14 protein-coding genes are annotated in these 18,840 nt (G+C 44.5%); 1 reads left to right on the forward strand and 13 read right to left on the reverse strand.

Going from position 1 to position 18,840, the window contains the following annotated elements; all coding sequences use genetic code 11:
• Window positions 1–150: 150 nt before the first annotated feature.
• The 6 genes from BI182_RS12465 to BI182_RS12490 form a co-directional block, all read right to left on the reverse strand.
• Window positions 151–1,350 carry a S41 family peptidase gene (locus BI182_RS12465; protein ID WP_286808340.1) on the reverse strand — a complete coding sequence of 400 codons (1,200 nt, stop codon included), beginning with the start codon at window positions 1,348–1,350 and terminating at the stop codon, window positions 151–153.
• A 102-nt stretch (window positions 1,351–1,452) separates the two neighbouring features.
• Window positions 1,453–2,622, reverse strand: a complete 1,170-nt coding sequence (locus tag BI182_RS12470) for a murein hydrolase activator EnvC family protein (protein WP_228882326.1) — start codon at window positions 2,620–2,622, stop codon at window positions 1,453–1,455.
• A gap of 36 nt (window positions 2,623–2,658) precedes the next feature.
• On the reverse strand, window positions 2,659–3,576 hold the full coding sequence (gene ftsX / locus BI182_RS12475; RefSeq protein WP_084633686.1) for a permease-like cell division protein FtsX: 918 nt from the start codon (window positions 3,574–3,576) through the stop codon (window positions 2,659–2,661).
• Window positions 3,566–4,255: a cell division ATP-binding protein FtsE gene (gene ftsE / locus BI182_RS12480; protein ID WP_070371876.1), complete on the reverse strand. Its 690-nt coding sequence runs from the start codon at window positions 4,253–4,255 to the stop codon at window positions 3,566–3,568. The genes ftsX and ftsE overlap by 11 nt, the downstream gene beginning before the upstream one ends.
• Window positions 4,256–4,635: 380 nt before the next feature.
• Window positions 4,636–5,865, reverse strand: a complete 1,230-nt coding sequence (locus tag BI182_RS12485) for a murein hydrolase activator EnvC family protein (protein WP_286808344.1) — start codon at window positions 5,863–5,865, stop codon at window positions 4,636–4,638.
• A gap of 246 nt (window positions 5,866–6,111) precedes the next feature.
• Window positions 6,112–7,260 (reverse strand): iron-containing alcohol dehydrogenase, encoded by a 1,149-nt coding sequence (locus BI182_RS12490; protein ID WP_286808346.1) that lies wholly within the window; start codon window positions 7,258–7,260, stop codon window positions 6,112–6,114.
• A gap of 233 nt (window positions 7,261–7,493) precedes the next feature.
• Here BI182_RS12490 and BI182_RS12495 point away from each other — a divergent pair, with 233 nt between their 5' ends.
• Window positions 7,494–8,645: a 1-deoxy-D-xylulose-5-phosphate reductoisomerase gene (locus BI182_RS12495; RefSeq protein ID WP_228882333.1), complete on the forward strand. Its 1,152-nt coding sequence runs from the start codon at window positions 7,494–7,496 to the stop codon at window positions 8,643–8,645.
• Window positions 8,646–8,764: 119 nt separating this feature from the next.
• Here BI182_RS12495 and BI182_RS12500 read toward each other — a convergent pair whose 3' ends face one another.
• From BI182_RS12500 to uppS, 7 genes are all read right to left on the reverse strand, one after another.
• Window positions 8,765–9,964 (reverse strand): MFS transporter, encoded by a 1,200-nt coding sequence (locus BI182_RS12500; protein ID WP_070371872.1) that lies wholly within the window; start codon window positions 9,962–9,964, stop codon window positions 8,765–8,767.
• 355 nt (window positions 9,965–10,319) lie between these two features.
• The gene (locus tag BI182_RS12505) at window positions 10,320–10,988 is read right to left on the reverse strand and encodes a TetR/AcrR family transcriptional regulator (RefSeq protein WP_070371871.1); all 669 of its coding nucleotides are present in this window, start codon (window positions 10,986–10,988) and stop codon (window positions 10,320–10,322) included.
• 79 nt (window positions 10,989–11,067) lie between these two features.
• On the reverse strand, window positions 11,068–15,339 hold the full coding sequence (locus BI182_RS12510) for a PolC-type DNA polymerase III (protein WP_070371870.1): 4,272 nt from the start codon (window positions 15,337–15,339) through the stop codon (window positions 11,068–11,070).
• A gap of 10 nt (window positions 15,340–15,349) precedes the next feature.
• Window positions 15,350–16,414 carry a flavodoxin-dependent (E)-4-hydroxy-3-methylbut-2-enyl-diphosphate synthase gene (gene ispG / locus BI182_RS12515; protein WP_286808351.1) on the reverse strand — a complete coding sequence of 355 codons (1,065 nt, stop codon included), beginning with the start codon at window positions 16,412–16,414 and terminating at the stop codon, window positions 15,350–15,352.
• A 9-nt stretch (window positions 16,415–16,423) separates the two neighbouring features.
• Window positions 16,424–17,218 (reverse strand): M50 family metallopeptidase, encoded by a 795-nt coding sequence (locus tag BI182_RS12520; RefSeq protein WP_070371869.1) that lies wholly within the window; start codon window positions 17,216–17,218, stop codon window positions 16,424–16,426.
• A gap of 8 nt (window positions 17,219–17,226) precedes the next feature.
• Complete coding sequence (locus BI182_RS12525) at window positions 17,227–18,111, reverse strand: phosphatidate cytidylyltransferase (RefSeq protein WP_084633685.1); 885 nt, start codon at window positions 18,109–18,111, stop codon at window positions 17,227–17,229.
• Complete coding sequence (gene uppS / locus BI182_RS12530; protein WP_148637445.1) at window positions 18,095–18,805, reverse strand: undecaprenyl pyrophosphate synthase; 711 nt, start codon at window positions 18,803–18,805, stop codon at window positions 18,095–18,097. The genes BI182_RS12525 and uppS overlap by 17 nt, the downstream gene beginning before the upstream one ends.
• Window positions 18,806–18,840 lie beyond the last annotated feature (35 nt).

Genomic DNA, 18,840 nt, shown 5'->3' on the forward strand with positions numbered 1-18,840 from the left:
CAGCACCCTCCAATCAGTTTGATGAACATTCGTTCCATTATTCTATCACAGCTTTTTTTTAATGGCAAACAATAATCCTTATCATTTAATAAAATCTTAATTATTCCTCACCAATAGAAAAAGCATGCCGTTATGGCATGCTCATAAATTCTAATTGGTTCCACTGAGGACCTGCAAGGCTTTTTGCAGCTGGACATCTTCTTCGTCGGTGAAAAAGTTATTCTTCATAAAGTCAGTCGCTTCAATCACGATATTTGGCTCGAGACCTTTTTCGTGAATGTTGTTGCCGTTAGGGGTGAAATATTCGGAATTGGTCACCTTAAAGCCACCGCCATCAGTGAGACTGATGATTTCCTGAACAATCCCTTTTCCAAAGGTCTTGGTGCCGACCAGCTGGGCAGCGCCTGTATCCTGGAGAGCCCCAGCCAATATTTCAGCGGAACTGGCCGAGCCGCCATCAACCAGGACAACCATTGGCAGACTAAGCTGTTCTTCGCCATCTGAGGTATATTCGGTTTTATTGCCGTTTTTATCAACCGTATAAACGACCATGGTTTCGCCCAGAATCCGATCAGCGATTTCCACCGCTTCCTTTACGCCGCCGCCGGGGTTACTACGCAAATCAATCACCAAACCGGTAATATTTTGAGCCAACAGATCACTTAGCTGGGCTTCAAAATCATCAGCGGTTTTATCCGTAAATTCACTGATCTGGATATAGCCTTTATCGCCGATCACCCGGGATTCCACTGTTTTTGCTTCAATGGTTTTGCGTACCAATTGCATATCAATGACTTCTTCACCACGTAAGAGGGTGATATTAACGGTGGTATCAGCTGGCCCCTTTACCTTAGCCACTACCGCATCCGAACCGATCGTACTGACATCTTCACCATCCACCTTGATAATTTTATCGCCCGTTTTTATCCCGGCCTGATCAGCCGGTGTGCCTTTTTGCGGGGCAATTACATAGGTCACGCCCTGATCATCCTCTGTCACGACGACCCCAATGCCTTCATAGACGCCAGTGGCTGACTCCATATATTTCTTAAATTCTTCGGAGGTAAAATAACTGCTATAGGGATCACCCAGACTGTCAAACATGCCCTTGATGGCCCCATCAATTAAAGTGGTGTTATCAACATCCTTATAATACTCCAGACCAATCTGTTCTTTTAGCGCTAATAGTTTTTTTATCCCGGCGGCTGTTTCACTGCTGTCAACCGTCACAATCAACTTGTTGCCGATCAGATAATTGCCAGTTGTGGCCACTGTGAAGGTGATGATATTTGTGATGATCAGCACCACAATTACCACGATGAGCTTGGTTTTTTTTGACTTATTTTCCATTTTTTCACCTTATCCTAAATTTTATTATTATACAAATAAAACAGGAGAAAAGAATCATGATTCTTTTCTCCTGTTCTTTCGTTATAGTCTACAATGTTTCGCTTAAAAATATCCTAAAGGATCAACAAATGATCCGCCGGAAAGTACGCCGAAATGGAGATGGGCCCCGGTGGAATCCCCGGTGGAGCCAACGTAACCAACCACATCGCCTTTGTTGACAGTTTGGCCTGCTGATACTGCAAAACCACTCATATGCGCATACATAGCCTGGAGGCCGTTACCTAAATCAACAATAACACAATTTCCATAACCACCGTTCCAGCCAGCTGATAACACCGCACCGTTGCCCATAGCAAGGATCGGTGTTCCGGATGGGGCACCCATATCGACGCCATAGTGGGTCCGGTAATCACCCCAGATCGGGTGCAACCGGGTACCAAAGAAATCATCATCCGCGGATGGATAATAGCCCGGACACGGCCATTGATAGGTTCCGTTTGATGGGACAAAGGTCGTGCTGCCACCAGTGGTTGACCCGCCAGAAGCGGCTGCCTGGGCTGCCATCATTTCCCGAACCTGAGCTTCAATGCTCGCTGCGTTGGCTGCTTCAGCCGCCACAATTGCCTGATACTCAGCGACGATCGCCTGGTTTTGGGCCAGGAGACTGTCTTTCTGAGCTTTAATTTCCTGCTGCTGGGCTAAGGCCGTTTCCTGCTCAGTTTTTTTAGAAACTGTCTGCAGCCGGTCGGCCTCAATTTTAGCTTTCTTTTCATCGATTATTTTCTTTGTTTCAGCTAAAGCGTCCAATGATGCCTTATCCGATTCAATGATATAGCGGGACATGTCAACCTTGGTAACAAAGTCGGCAAAATCGGATGAAGTAAATAAAAACTCCAACATACTACCATTTCCGTACATGTACATAGTACGGACACGTTCGTTCATGGCTTCTTCCTGTTCTTTCCGTTTGGCTTCGGCAATATTGAGTTCTTCCTGAGTTTTGGCAATGTTCGCTTCCAATACGGCTATCTCAGAATTAATTTTATCAATGACGCCCGTGATTCGGCTCATTTCTTCGTTGGCCTTGCCGATTTCGGCCTCGATACCAGCAATCGTATTCTGGGTCATGTCAATCTGGTATTGTGCAGCCGCCTGTTTTTGATTACTTTCTGCCAGCTGTTCGGTCAGGGATGCAGCATTAACCGGAGATATCAGTATCCCCAATGTCACCATCATACCCACTATGCCTGAAATAATATGTTTTTTTGTCATCCAACAATCCTCCTGTGTTTGACCAAGTCTAATCATTTATACATCCAAGAATTTGCGAATCGCAAATACGCTACCAACGGCACCGATAAACCCTCCGTAAATCAGGAAGAAGAAAATCAATTGTCCCATCACTGCATCGGGAGAAGCCAAACTGGCATCCACTGGCAAAAATAAATTTCCGCCAACTAATCCCAAAATATAATAATAGGTGATCCGAATAATCAGGAAAGCAACAATGGCTCCCATCAACCCCAACAGCGTCCCTTCCAGAATGAACGGCGCCCGGATATAGGCGTTGGTTGCACCCACATATTTCATAATGCCAATTTCCCGTCGTCTTGCAAAAACGGTTAATTTAATCGTATTGTAAATAATAAAGATGGAAATCATTGATAACACCACCAATACCACTATACTTAAAGTATTGGTAAATTTATTGAAACTCACCAGTGCTTCCACATATTCCTGACCATATCGGACGTACTCAACCCCTTGGCCTTCAAACGACATGGCCAGGGTTTGAACTTCATCCATATCATCCGGATCAGTCACCCGGACAACAAAGGATGCTGGCATTGGGTTGTTTTCTGAATTATAACCACTGAGCAGCGGCGCATAATCTTCCAGACTGACGGTGAACTTTTCCAAAGCTTCTTCCGCACTTTCAAAGGTAACTTCTTCAATCAGGTCACTTTTCTCCAGAGCCTGTTCAATGGTTGCTTTTTGAGTGTCGGTAAAATCGGACTGGAGAAAGATTTTCAGTTCCAGTTTCGATTCCACATCTTTGGTCACTTCCTGAACATTGATGGTTAAGATCAGAAAAATCCCCAGGATAATCAACGCAGCAATTACCGACAGCACCGAAGCCGCACTCATCAGGTTATTTCGTTCAATGCTTTTTAAGGTATCCCGGACAACATTTTTGGGCATTGTTTTAATGGAACTAAACTTCATATCCGTACCTACCTGTCGCGTCATCTACTTTGAGAACACCGTCTTCCAATGTCAAAACCCGTTTTTTCATGGTATCAACGATTTCCCGGTCATGGGTAACCACCACCACAGTTGTTCCTCTACGGTTGATTTCTTCCAGAATACTGATAATCTCATAGGATGTTTCGGGATCAAGGTTTCCGGTCGGCTCATCACAAATCAAAATAGAGGGGTTGTTAATAATCGCCCGGGCAATAACCACCCGCTGTTGCTCACCACCAGATAACTCATGGGGATAGTGGTTCATCCGATGGGATAAGCCAACCATATCCAGAGCCAACGGCACCCGTTTCTGGATCTGCTTTTCAGATTTTCCGATTATTTCCATGGCATAGGCCACATTTTCATAGACGCTTTTGTTTTCCAGCAGCCGAAAATCCTGAAAGACAATCCCCATTTTTCGTCTTAAGAAAGGGATTTCTTTTTTTGACAATTTTGAGACATTAAAATTATTAATGTATACTGAACCTTCTGTCGCTTCAATCTCTCTTAAAAGAAGCTTAATAAATGTTGATTTTCCGGCCCCACTTCGACCCACCAGAAAGACAAACTCACCCTTATCAATAAAGAGGCTGACGTTTTTAAGCGCATCGCTCTTGTTTTTATCGTAACCCTTGGTTACATTTTTAAATTCGATCATATCTTAGCCACTCCTAATTTACTTATCATTCGCTTGCTTTGACAGGGCATTTTAACACGTGCTATCCTATTTTCTGCTTAAATGTTTTTTGACAAGTTAAGATTATTTTAATCAAAAGAATGTTAATTGAAAAAGACTTCCGGGTATTGGTCCGTTTTTTGGCCTTCAAATCATTCCTCATTTGAAACTGTATTCATTTTAGCATACTTTTTGAATAATTTCATTAAAAAAATAAATATTTTGTAACAAATGTATCGAAATTCGTCCGAATTCCTGTTTTTCTATTGATTTAAGAAATTCAATTGGCAAAATAAAAAGAGAAAAGACGTTGTTCATCTTTTCTCATTATATATACCGTGTAACGGTTGGAAAAATTAATTCTAAATATAGGGACTAATTGGCGATCCATACAAACGCACTTCATAATGAAGATGAGCACCTGTTGAGTCGCCGGTGCTGCCAACCGCACCAACAGTCTGACCGGCCGCAACCGTTTCGCCTGATGATACATTAATTGCACTTAAATGGGCATATACTGCCGACAAACCATTGCCAATATCAACAATGACACAGTTTCCATAACCGCCATTCCAACCGGCTGAAATCACAGTTCCGTTTCCGGCACAGGCCACCGGGGTCCCGGTTGATGCGCCAATATCGACACCAGCATGGAAGCGGGAATCACCCCAGATGGGATGGATTCGCCAGCCAAATTCACTGGTAATATTGCCATCGCAAGGCCAGACATACGAGCTGGAATATACCGGAGGTGCCGTTGTGCCGCCACCGGATGTCTCGCCACTGCCAGGAGTGCTTGTATCACTGCCAGCCGAGCCATCCGTCGCACCGGTGCTGCCGTTATTTTGAGCTGCCTGCTCGGCGGCGGCCCGCTGTTGTTCGTAATAGGCCTGTAACTGGCCTTCAATATCTGCCGATGTGGCTGCTTCCGCTGCTTCAATGGCCTTGTATTCTTCTAAGGCTGCCTGGTTTTGAGCCAATAGCTGATCCTTTTGAGCCAAAACTTCTTCCTGTTGAGTTAGTACAACTTCCTGTTCGGTTTTTTTCGCTACTGTTTTTAATCGATCTGCCTCAATGCTCAGCTTCTTTTCATCGATCACTTTTTTCGTTTCTTCCAGAGCATTCAGGGAGTCCTTGTCTGCCGTCATAATGTAACGAGACATATCTAATTTTGTAATAAAATCCGAGAAATCTGAAGCTGAGAAAATAAATTCCATGATGCTGCCGTTGCCGTACATATACATCGCCCGAACCCGATCGCTCATGGCTGCTTCCTGTTCTTGCTTCTTGGCCTCAGCAATTTTCAGCTCTTCCTGTTTTTTTGCAATATTTGCTTCGATGGAAGATATATCGGCATTGATCGCGCCGATTATTCCATTGATCCGGTTTACTTCTTCATTGACTTTGCCGATTTCGTCCTCAATCCCATTGATGGTATTCTGAGTCATGTCGACTTGATACTTTGCTGCAGCCTGTCGAGCATTACTTTGAGCTAACTGCTCGGTTAACGAAGCTGCATTGACGGGTGCTGTTAAAAATGCCAAAACCAGGGAACCAGTAACGATACCTGATACAACTCGATGTTTTTTCATTTTTCCCCTTTCCCACAATTAATAATTGTGACCCTGTCTATTTGTTACTTTTACAGTAATTTTATTATTTTTGTAACGGTTGTATTATACCATAAACCTGTCGTAATTAAAACAAAAACAATAAAATAACTTGAAAATATTTTGTATAAAATGTTTAATAATACGATGTTTTTTAATTTTTTCATAATAAAAAAGACACTCTAGTAATTCAGAATGTCTTTTTATATTTGTAAAAAAATGCTTAACTTAAAAAGCTGCTTTGTAGATCGCAATCACGTCTTCTTTAGTTGGACATTTGGGGTTACCACCGGTACAGATATCGGCCAGTGCCAGATCAGCCAATTCACTGAAATCTTCTTCTTTGACCCCGATTTCTTTTAGTCCGGCCGGAATCCCCACATCTTTGGAGAGTTTTTTTATGGCATCAATGGCCATAATATTGATTTCTTTCGGTTCACGGCGACTGGTGTCCACGCCCATCGCCTGAGCAACGTCTTTTAGTCGATCACCAACAGCGTCAGCATTAAACGCCGTAACATAAGGCAATAGAATGGCATTGCAAACCCCATGCGGCAAATCATAGAATCCGCCTAACTGGTGCGCCATAGAATGGACGATTCCCAATCCGCCATTCGAGAATCCCATCCCGGTGACAAACTGACCATAAGCCATGACATCCCGGGCATCCAAATCATCACCATCTTCAACGGCCTGTCTTAGGCTACTTGAAATGGCTTTGATGGCTTCGAGATTAAAAAGATCAGTGAATCGTGAAGCACCGGCTGTGGTATAACCTTCAATGGCATGCGTTAACGCATCCATACCGGTGGCAGCCGTTAATGATTTTGGCATTTTGAGCATTAAAACCGGATCATTGACCGCTACGGTTGCCAGACAGTTGGGATCAACAATAACCATTTTGAGTTTACGCTCTTCATCAGTGATAACATAATTGATAGTCGCTTCACTGGCGGTTCCGGCGGTGGTATTAATCGCCACAATTGGCAGGGATTTATTGGCAGTTTTGCCAACGCCTTCGTAATCCCGTAAATCCCCGGGATTGGTAGCCAGAATGGCAATTCCTTTGGCGGTATCCTGGGGCGATCCCCCGCCGATACTGACGACAAAATCGCATTCATTTTCCTGTAAAGCCTGAAGACCAGCATTTACATTGGTAACAGTAGGGTTGGGTTTAACATCTGAAAATAAGGCATACGGAACTTTTGCTCCATCTAATACATTGAGTACATCTTGAACAATACCTGCTTCAACAAGTACCTTATCGGTTACAACTAAGGCTTTTTTCACGTTCATACGTTTGATCTCTGGCGCAATCAGTTCAATTGCTCCCGGTTCCATAATGACTACTGGTGGAAAATAATAGGTTCTTGCCATAAGAACACCTCCAAAATTATTCGTTTACATGATTATATGCCATCGAAATGGCTGAATAAATGGAAATTTTTTCTTGTTTGAGATACATTATTGAAATGATTGATCAATAACATGGAATAAACCGAACACAATAAATAATAAACGGCTTTTCTTATGATTTATCTCTTATTTTTAAGAATACTATTATATGATTTTAAAAAAATTGATAGAATTACGTTTTTAAAGAGGTAAATATGAAAAACATCAGTATTCTCGGGTCAACTGGTTCGATTGGAACCCAGGCCCTGGAAGTGGTTTCAGAAAACAGCAACGCTTTAAATATTGTCGGCTTAACCACCAATACCAGCATTGATCTGCTGGAAAAACAGATTGACACCTATTCACCCCGGATTGTCTGTGTGATGGATGGCGATACTGCACTGGTACTGGAAAAGCGCCTCAAAAAAAGGGGTTTAGCGGTGGACGTGGTAACTGGTTTAGAGGGCCTGATTGCCGTTGCCACGGCATCGGAAAATGATTTGCTGCTCACGGCGGTATCCGGAATGATTGGTCTGCAACCGACTCTTGCCGCCATTAATGCAGGCATTGACATAGCTCTGGCCAACAAGGAAACACTGGTAGCCGGTGGCCAGCTTGTAATGGATGCAGCAGCCGCCAGCGGGGTTTCGTTGCTTCCGGTTGACAGTGAACACTGTGCCATTTTTCAATGTCTGATGGGCAATAAACATGAAGAAATTGATCGGATCATTATTACCGCTTCCGGCGGGCCTTTCCGGGGATACAGCCACAAACAGCTGGAGTCGGTTACACTGGCCCAGGCCTTGAAGCATCCCAACTGGTCGATGGGAAAAAAAATCACGATTGATTCAGCCACCCTGATGAACAAGGGGCTTGAAGTCATCGAAGCTAAATGGCTTTTTAATCTGCGCAATAATCAGATTGACGTGGTGGTTCATCCTCAAAGCATTGTCCACTCAATGGTGGAATTTATCGACCATTCCACCATCGCTCAATTGGGGCTGCCGGATATGGCCCTACCGATTCAAATCGCTTTTTTTTATCCCGAACGGGTCGCCAACAATCGACCCGCTCTGGATTTTAGCCAGATTCGTGAGCTGACCTTTTCCGAACCTGATCGGATCGCCTTTCCCTGCTTACAGTTAGCCTATGATGCCCTGGAAATTGGTGGCACCATGGCTTGTGTCCTTAATGCCGCCAACGAGATTGCTGTGTCTCGATTTTTAAATCAGGAAATCAGTTTTCTCGACATTCCCCGAATCAACCGGCAGGTGATGGAACAACATCAGGTGATTGTCCATCCCAATCTTGATGATGTACTGGCGGCAGATGCTTGGGCCCGGGAAATTTCAAACGCTTATAACTAAGCACTTACGATCCAGAAATGGTACTTCTTTTAAGCGACATCTTCTGCAACTAAAAAGACAGCAGTAACTATTTACTACTGTCTCTTTTTTATTCGTCTTTATTTGGCACTAATCCCGCATTAAACCGTTTGCTTGATCTCGACGCTATTTTTAATTTTTATTGCTACCAATACCATTGAAATAATGCTACCAAGTATTAGTGTAAGTGCTGCAATTTGCCAGTCTGCCCGTGCCGATGTTAAATTAAATGTCTCACGTAAAAATTTCAGAGCATAAGGTGACAAAAACTGTCCAATCCCGGTTCCACTGACATAAATTGAAATGGCCACCGCCGCATATTTCGGGCTTGTTGCACTGGCAGCTACAGCCATCACAATCGCAGGGTTAAAAATTCCAAATCCAATTCCAAAAATAATGGCGCCCAGAATGAGCAATGTCAGGCTGTTCGCTGAGAGCAAAATCACAAAGGACAACCCCACACACAAAACACCGAATGAAGCACTATACTGTTTTAATCGTTTAGCAATGTTTCCATAGAGTAACCCCACCACAAATGCTGAAGCCGTAAAAATACTCAGAACTGTGGCGGATTGCGTAGCATTACCAATTCCATCCGCTTTCATAACCATGGCCACATTTGTCATAAAACTGAATTGAACCATATTAACCAACCCACAAGCAACTGCTAGAATGTAGGTCATCGTTGTTACTTTCTTTTCTTTTATCGCCGAATCGTCGACTTTTTCCGGTTTTTTAACCCCGGTATCCGGGAGTTTAAACCAGATAATCAGCGCAATTGGAATCACCAGTAAAAAACCAAGAAATGAAAAACGCCAATTATATGCGGCCAACATGCCACCCATCATCTGGAAAACCATTCCTGCCGCTGCACCAACCGCACTCTTGAAGCCCATCAGCTTGTTCGCCTGTTGGCCAGAGTAGAGGTCTGTAATGACCGCCGATGCCATTGGGAAAACCAAGCCGTATCCAGCACCGAAGACAAACCTCATAAATATCATAAATTGAAGATTTCCAATGAATGCTGATGGAATCCCACCGATAAAAATTAAAACCATCGCAATGGAAATAATTTTCTTAATACTTATGTATTGGGTCAACTTACCGGAAATCAGGGCAAAGAACACCATCATCAGCGAAGGAATGGTTGACAATAATTTAATTGTCTCCGGCGCCGCATCAGGAAATGCTTTTGCAATTTCGGCTAATGCCGGTGTCGTCATGCTGGTTGTATACATCAGTAATGCAACCGACAATGCAGCGATCTGAACCCATAGACTACTGTTATTACTTTTTTCCATTTTGTTTTCCTTTCGAGTGTAAAATATAAACGTGGTTAATTTATTAAACAATAACATCTTTTGCTGTTTTTGTCACCTCTTTTTTTGTTAATTATTAATTTTATACTGTTATATGCTTGTAGTAATCGTTTTTACATCGCTTCTTTTTCGTAATTTTTATTATTTCAATCGTATCATCACCATATCATTTTTTTAATATTTACCTTTATTTGTAATATTAGTTTGTATATTTTACACGTTTAATCTTTTGGAGTCGTTCCTGCTTCGTAAATTTGCGCAAAAAAATACCATCGCTCGCTGATCTCAAACCAGCAACAATGGTATTTTTTTGCATCGTTAAGCAGTTGCTAAATGCTTAACCCGCTATGACCATAAAATTTTTCTCAACTTTAAGTTGGATGGCATCAATCATCCCCCGAGACTCTTCGATGCACTGGTCAATAAAGCTATTTTCAAATCGCAGGCTCTGAAAGAGCAAACGAATTTCGAGTTCGGCCAGATACTCGCTGCTGCAGTCCAGATAACCATCATCCCGGGAGACATGGAGTCCATGAACAACAGCCAGATTTGCCAATGCCAACGCCTTTACTTCCAATCGGTCAAGTCCAAGCTTGTAAGACCGGTTGATGTTTTCGACAAACCCTACCGACGCACTTTCCGTTTTCATCAATGTATTGGTGTCACACAACTCATGATAAAACTGGTTCAAATGACGATTCAACCGACAATTACGATTTTGTATCCGAAACTCGATTGCGGTTCTTAACATCACATTGCATCCAGGGAATTTTTCGTCGATGGCCTTCTGGGTTTTTACTTTATTCGCAACCATATACTCATTATACACTTCCAGTGCCAGGTTGTTCTTATTTTTGAAATAATATGCAACCATCGCTTTGTTTGTTCCCGAGTCTTCAGCGATTTGTGCCAGTGTTGTTTTTGTAAATCCATATTCATAGAATAACTGTTTTGCAGTTACATAAATCTTTTGCTTTGTTTCCAGACCGGTTTTATAATTAGCCAACGTTTCTTCCTCGCTCTCTGATACTGATCTTATTCTAGCATAAAACGATTTTTTTGCAAGGATCGATCATTTTACACCGCTAAAAAAAGGTAATCTGATTGGAAGCTGGTAGCTGGTTGAGACAACCCTGTTTTTCAAGCGTTTCAATCACCGACTTACTGATCTTAGTACGATTCTGCAAATCCTCCCGGGACATATAAGGGCGCAGCTGCGCTTCTTCAAAGATCCGCTGGGCCGCTTTATCACCGATTCCTTCCAGGGCATTCAGAGGCGGCAGCAGGGCATCCCCAATGATTCGGAACTGACTGAAATGAGACTGATAGACATCCACATTTTTAAAACTGTAGCCCCGACACATCATTTCATGGGCAATCTCCAGCACTGTCAACAGTGACTTTTCTTTGTTGGAAGCCTTGGTGCCCAGTTCTTTAATCTGGTTCATCCGCTGCACCACCACCCCCTTGCCCTGACTGATCAGCTGGGCATCAAACTCGCTGGCCCGAACCGAGAAATAGGTAGCATAATAGGCCAGCGGATAATAAACTTTGTACCAGGCAATCCGGAAGGCCATGGTCACGTAGGCGGCCGCATGAGCCTTGGGGAACATATACTTGATTTTTTTACAGGAATCAATATACCATTCTGGTACCTTATTCTTGCGCATATCTTCTTCCCATTCCGGCTTCAGTCCCTTGCCTTTTCGCACCGCTTCCATAATCGTAAAAGCCGTTTTTGCCTCGAGACCGGCATAGATCAGATAGATCATGATATCATCCCGGGTACAGATGGCTTCTTTGATGGTGGCTTTCTTATCGCGAATCAGATCCTGGGCATTATTGAGCCATACATCGGTGCCATGGGACAAGCCGGATATCCGGATCAGGTCCGAAAAGGCTGTCGGCTTGGTGTCCAGCAACATTTCCCGGACAAAGCTGGTGCCAAATTCAGGAATTCCACATACCCCCAAAGGCGACTCAAAATCATTATCCTTAAAGTTCAGCGCTTTCGTGGAGGTGAACAAACTCATGGTTTTTTCATCATCCAGCGGGATCCCCACGGGATCGACGCCGGTAAAATCCTTGAGCATTTTAAGCATCGTCGGATCATCATGTCCCAGAATATCGAGTTTCAGCAGTCGCCCACTGATGGATTCATAGGCAAAATGGGTGGTGACGGTATCGCTTTCGGTGTCATCGGCCGGACGCTGAACCGGACAAAAATCATAAATATCCTTGTAGGTTGGCACCACCATAATCCCGCCGGGATGCTGTCCGGTGGTTTTTTTAACCCCGGCACAGCAGGAGATCACCCGCTCCAACTCGGCCCGGGTTACTTTAAGATTTTTTTCATCATAATAATTTTTAACAAAGCCAAAGGCTGTTTTTTCAGCAATGGTGGAAATGGTACCAGCCCGGAAGACTTTGCCCTTACCAAACAACACCTCCGTATAGCGATGGGCTTCGGCCTGGTTCTCACCGGAAAAATTAAGGTCGATATCGGGTTCCTTGTCGCCTTCGAATCCTAAAAAGGTCTCAAAGGGAATGTCAAAGCCATCTTTATCAAGCTTGGCGCCGCAGTGGGGACAATCGGCGTCTTTTAAATCCGGCCCCACCCCAACCTCCGTGCTGTTGAAAAACTCGGAATGTTTACAGCTGGGACAACGATAATGTGGCGCCAGCGGATTTACCTCCGTGATCCCACAAAGGGTGGCTACAAAGGAGGATCCCACCGAACCCCGGGACCCCACCAGATAACCATCTTCCATGGAATGGTAAACCAGTTTCTGGGCAATCAGATAGAGGACCGAGTAGCCGTTGCCAATAATCGAATCGAGTTCTTTCTTAATCCGTTTTTCAACGATCTCCGGCAGCGGTTGACCGAAGAGCTCCCGGGCCCGGCCTTCGACCATTTCTCGAATCTCTTCATCCGATCCTTCAATAACTGGCGGATAGGTGCCATCAGGAATCGGCAGGATCTCGTCAATCATCGCTGCGATTTTGCGGGGATTATCAATCACCACTTCCCGGGCGGTTTCGTCATCAAGGTAGTCAAACTCATCCAGCATTTCCTGGGTGGTTCGATAATACAGCGGCGGTTGTTTGCCAGCATCCTTATAACCTTGGCCAGTAAATAAGATTTCCCGGTAAAGGGCATCATCCTGATTGACAAAATGGACATCCCCAGTGGCCACCACCGGCTTATTCAGACTTTTTCCCAATGCAATGATCCGCCGGTTCAAAGTCTTCAGGGCCTCCTGATCCGCCACACTGTTATTATCAATCAGATATTGATTATTACCCAGTGGCTGAATTTCCAGATAGTCATAAAAGCTGGCGATCTGCTGGATCTCATCCTGAGACTTATTGTGAACCATGGCAGAAAACAATTCGCCAGCTTCACAGGCCGAACCAAGCAAGAGGTTTTCCCGATTTTTTGCCAGCAGTGACTTGGGAATTCGCGGCTTTTTGTAAAAATAATTGAGATGCGACTCCGAAACGATCCGATATAAATCCTTGATGCCCGCCTGATTTCTGGCATAAATAATAATATGGTTGGTGGCATTAAGACGAATACTCCGTTCCCGGCTGGACAGGGTATTGAGGGCCTGGATTGACGTACAGCCTTTTTTCTCAGCCAGATCTAAAAGTTTGACAAATACCTTGGCCGATGCCGCCGCATCATCCAGGGCCCGGTGATGATTCTGAATATCAATTTTAAAATGTGAGCAAAGCTTTTTCAGATTATGGCGGGTAATCTGGGTCAGCAGACAGCGGGACAGAGCCAGGGTATCCACTGCAGTATTTTCCCGAACAATGCCATGATCAACTAAGGCCTTATTTAAAAAACTCATATCAAAAGGGGCATTGTGGGCAACCAGGATGGTCTCACCGGCAAAATCCAGGAATTTTTCCAGTGCCGCCCGTTCTTCCATCCCATCGGCCACCATCTGATTTGTGATATTGGTCAGATTTGTGATGAATGCCGGTATTTCACAATGGGGATTGACCAGGGTTGAAAAGCTGTCGATGATTTGTTTATTTTTAATGCGAACCGCCGCAATTTCAATGATCTTATGATTACCCGGTACCAGACCGGTGGTTTCCAGGTCAAAAAAAGTAAATTCGCCACAGAAGTCCTGATCCTGATTGCCATAAACCATGTTCAGTTGATCTTCAACCAGATACCCCTCCACCCCATAGAGCACCTTAATTTTTTTCTTGCGGCCCAGTTCCATCATTTCCGGATAAGCCTGCAGTACACCATGGTCGGTGATACCGATGATATCATGACCAAAATTGGCGGCCTGCTTCATGATCTGATCGACCTTGCTGACCGCATCCATGGCACTGAACTGGCTGTGCATATGAAGCTCCACCCGTTTTACTGGAGCATCATCGGTTTTGATGGTTTCTTTGGAAAGATTGATGTTGCGGGGATATAACATCATTTCCTGGGAATATTCATCATAATTGATTTTGCCTTCTACCAGATACCAGCAGCCTTCGTTGATTCCAGCGATGACCTCTTCTTTGTCGGTAAATAGTTTGCCGGTAATACTGTTGGTATTATCGGTGATATTAAAGGTCAGCAAGGTCTTATTATTTTTCAGTGGCCGGGTATTGACTCCAAACACCCAGCCCCGGATGACCACACTTTTTCCTTCCGATTCGCCGTTGATATTAAAATCGATATTCTTCAACCAATCCCAGGAATTGGTTATTTTTTTTCCAATGACCACATCGCCGGGCTTTTCAGCCTTGGGAAGTTTGGCCGGGCTTTGGGTAGCGCCTGAATTGGATGCACTGCTGCTTGAAGCAACCGGCTTAATGGCCGCCAATCGTTTTTCCAGATCCTGCTGACTTTTTTCAGCCACCGAGCCTTCATCGGTGAAACGCACCACCAATTCTGATTCCAGACCATAATGCTCGGCAATCAGTCGTTTAAAACGACCCGTAAAAATCGCCAGCGCTTCACCATCCAGTTCTCCGGTGGATCGCCCCCGGACATAAAAGGTATTGCCTTCGGCAATCAGGGTATTAATCAGCAGAATATTGGCAATCTTCTGATTGATGCCAATCAACAACTGACTGACCCCCTGGCCATCGGTAGCCAGAAGATGCTCACCATCCTGATAGTTTAGTGGTGCCACCTCGATTTCCAGGGCCTTGGCATAATCAAATATTTCCTGCATTTCTTTTTTGATAAATTCGGTGTCCGTTTGTTTTTTCGGACTGGAAAATTTAAAAATCAATTCCTCGTTTCTGGAATTGATTTTTATACTATCGGTAATCAGATGATAATCCGCTATTATTTTTTGATATCGTTCCTGTCGTCGGGTTAAAATACTCAAAGATCTCGCCTCACATTTTTTCTATTTCATCCATTAACACCGAGATAATTTCATCCTCGGCAATGCTTTTTATTATTTCACCCTTTTTAAATAATACTGCTTTATTTTTTCCGCCAGCAATGCCAATATCCGCGGCCTTGCCTTCCCCGGGGCCATTGACAATACAACCCATCACCGCAACCTTGATGTTTTTTTCAACGGTTCGTAGCTGCTTATTAATTTCTTCGGCGATACCGATCAGATCAATTTCAGTGCGGCCACAGGTGGGGCAGGAGATCACTTCAACCCGGGGTTGACGGCCAGTGTATAAGCCAATGTCGCTGAGAATATCCCGGGCAACCTCGATTTCTTCTCGGGGATCACCAGTGATTGACACCCGCAGGGTATCCCCCAATCCATTGAGGAGCAGATAGCCGATGCCCAGAGCGGATTTAACCGCCGAACTGCGCAGGATTCCGGCCTCAGTGATCCCCAGATGGAGTGGATAATCATAACTTTTAGAAAATTGTTCATAGGATTCGATGGTGAAGCGCACATCCGAAGCCTTCATCGAAACCACCATATTATCAAAGCCAGCATCTTCCAGAATCTGGATGTGGCGTTGGGCTGACGCGACCATCCCGGCCGGGGTGGCCTGACCCCCGTTTTTTATCAGGATTTCTTTTTCCAGGGAACCGGCATTGACGCCAATCCGGATCGGGATGTCCCGTTCAGTGGCCATGGCAACAATTTCCCGGATGCCCTGTTCCGAACCGATATTCCCTGGATTGATGCGCAGCTTATCAACCCCATTTTCCATGGCACGTAAAGCCAGTCGATAATCAAAGTGAATATCCGCCACCAGGGGAATACCGATGCCCTTTTTAATCCCGGTAATCGCTCTGGCCGCCGCTTCATCAGGTACAGCCACCCGGACAATCTCACAGCCAACAGCTTCCAGACTATTAATCTGGGCAATCGTCGCTTCGATATTTCTGGTATCGGTATTGGTCATTGACTGGATGGCGATAGGGTTTTCACCACCAATGGCTACCCCGCCGATGTTGACCACCCGGGTCTTTTTTCGTATTTTCATATCCCTCTCCTATGCCGCCAAACGCATGACATCATTCACAGCAATTAGAATTGCCAGGGCAATCAAGGCGATAAAACCAAAATAATTGATCTTCATTTCCAGTTCGGGACTGAGTTTCCGGCGCACCACCATTTCAATCAAAATAATAAAGATCCGTCCGCCATCCAGCGCTGGCAATGGAAACAGGTTGATGATCCCCAGATTGACACTGAGCATGGCAGTAAAGGCCAGTAAAATAATCAGTCCGCTCTGTAAAAAGGTATCCACCATCGATACCATGCCAATCGGACCAGCCAGTTGATCCAGACCCACCTGGCCGGTAAACAACATCCCAAAGCTCTGAAAAATCAGACCGGAAAACCGCCAGGTGTTTAAAAAGGCCGTGCCGATGGCATCAAAGACATTGGTATGACCGGTAAACAGGGCCACCACAACCAGGCAAACCACTGCAAAAATGATGTTCATCGCCGAACCGGCCACCAGTACCAGCAGCTTTTGGCCCCGGCTTTTGGCTTCATAACTGCGGGGATCAATAGGGATATTGGGATCTCTGGGAATCAGGTTGCCGTCTGTATCAAATTCCGGTTCTTCGCCCCGCATTTTACAAAAGCCACCCACCGGAAAGGCCCGAATTGTGAACAGGGTTTCTTTGCCCTGTCGGCCAAACAGTTTTGGCCCCATGCCAATGGCAAACTCTTCGACAAAGATGCCGGTTTTTTTGGCCACCATAAAATGTCCCAGTTCATGTACAATCACCAGGACACATAAAATCAGTAGTGTAATCAGGATGGTATAGAGATTCAAATTTTCACCTACGCAATGCCAATGGTTAGTTTGGCAAAAATATAAATTAGCGGAATGATAAATAGGATACTGTCAAAGCGATCCAAAATTCCGCCATGACCGGGCAGGATGGTGCCAAAATCTTTAATTTTGGCTTTTCGCTTGATCATTGAGGCGGTTAAATCGCCACACTGTCCGGCGATGCTGCCAAAAACCCCAACGACCAGATATAAATACCAGGGCAACACAAAACTGAAATAGGAACTCAGAATGGTGCCGTAAAGAATGGTACACAAGGCCGCAACGACAACACCACCGACTGAACCGGCGATGGTTTTTTTTGGGCTGATCAAAGGAGCGATCTTGCGGTTGCCGATTGATTTGCCAATAAAATATGCCGCTGTATCAGTTGTGAACGCAATCACGAAAATCAGCCACATATAGTAAGGCCCTTTGTTAACCGTTTCAAACAAAAACAGGTGACCAAACATAATCGGCACATAAATAAGTCCCATCAGGGTAGCGCTACCACGCTCAATTCCCGCATTTCCTGATAAGATTTCATAACAGAAAATAATGATAAAGGCCACCAGCAGAACCGGCATCAGAAAGTAATAATCCAGTTTGATGGTCACCATTAGCATAACCGTCAGGATAATCATTAAAACCACATTCATTTTAGGCCGAATCATTTTATTGATGGCTCGGGTATACTCCATTGTTCCGACAAATGCCAGGATTGACACGCCGACAACCAGGATAAATCCCCCGGTGTAGAGTATAAAAATAAGCAACGGCAGACCAATGACCCCAGTCCAGATTCGGGTTTTCATAGAGCTCTTTTCAGCCCGTCGATTTTCAGCCAGTGCCCGTTCTGCCCGACGACTCTCAAGACTGCTACTCGGCCGATCCATAGCGCCGATTCCTTTTCTGATAATTTTTAATCATTTCATAATAGACGTCGACTTCAAAATCAGGCCAATAAACGTCTGTAAACATAAATTCGGAGTAGGCCATCTGCCACAGCATAAAATTGCTGAGCCGGCTTTCCCCACCGGTCCGAATCAACAGATCTGGATCTGGTTGACCTTTGGTGTAAAGTTGATCACTGATGTGCTGTTCTGTCACGGCTTCCGGATCAATCCCCTGAGCGATCAGTGCTTTGACGGCATGAAGAATTTCATCTCTGCCACCATAATTCAGGGCAATATTTAACACCAGCCCAGTATTTTCTGCGGTGGTGCTCATAGCCTTTACAGCGGCTTCTCTGACTTTTTTTGCCAGTCCATTTACGTTGCCGATGACATTAATTTTAACATTGTTTTGATGGAGTTCGCCAACTTCTTTATGAAAATACTCAACCGCAATATTCATCAGTCCATCAACTTCTTCGGGACTCCTTTTCCAATTCTCAGTTGAAAAAGCATACATAGTAATTATTTTTATTCCAGCATCAGAGGATGCCCGGACAATTTTCTTTAATGTCTTCATGCCAGCATTGTGGCCAAATAACCGGGGCCGATTTTTCGCCTTCGCCCAACGGCCATTACCGTCCATGATTATGGCTATATGTTCCGGCAGATTATCGCTATTTAACTGACTCGTCATATTGCACCTCTATTTCTCTTATATTTAGGCAATTG

This window comes from Acetobacterium sp. MES1 (genome assembly GCF_002237635.1).
GTDB classification, from domain to species: Bacteria; Bacillota; Clostridia; order Eubacteriales; family Eubacteriaceae; genus Acetobacterium; species Acetobacterium wieringae.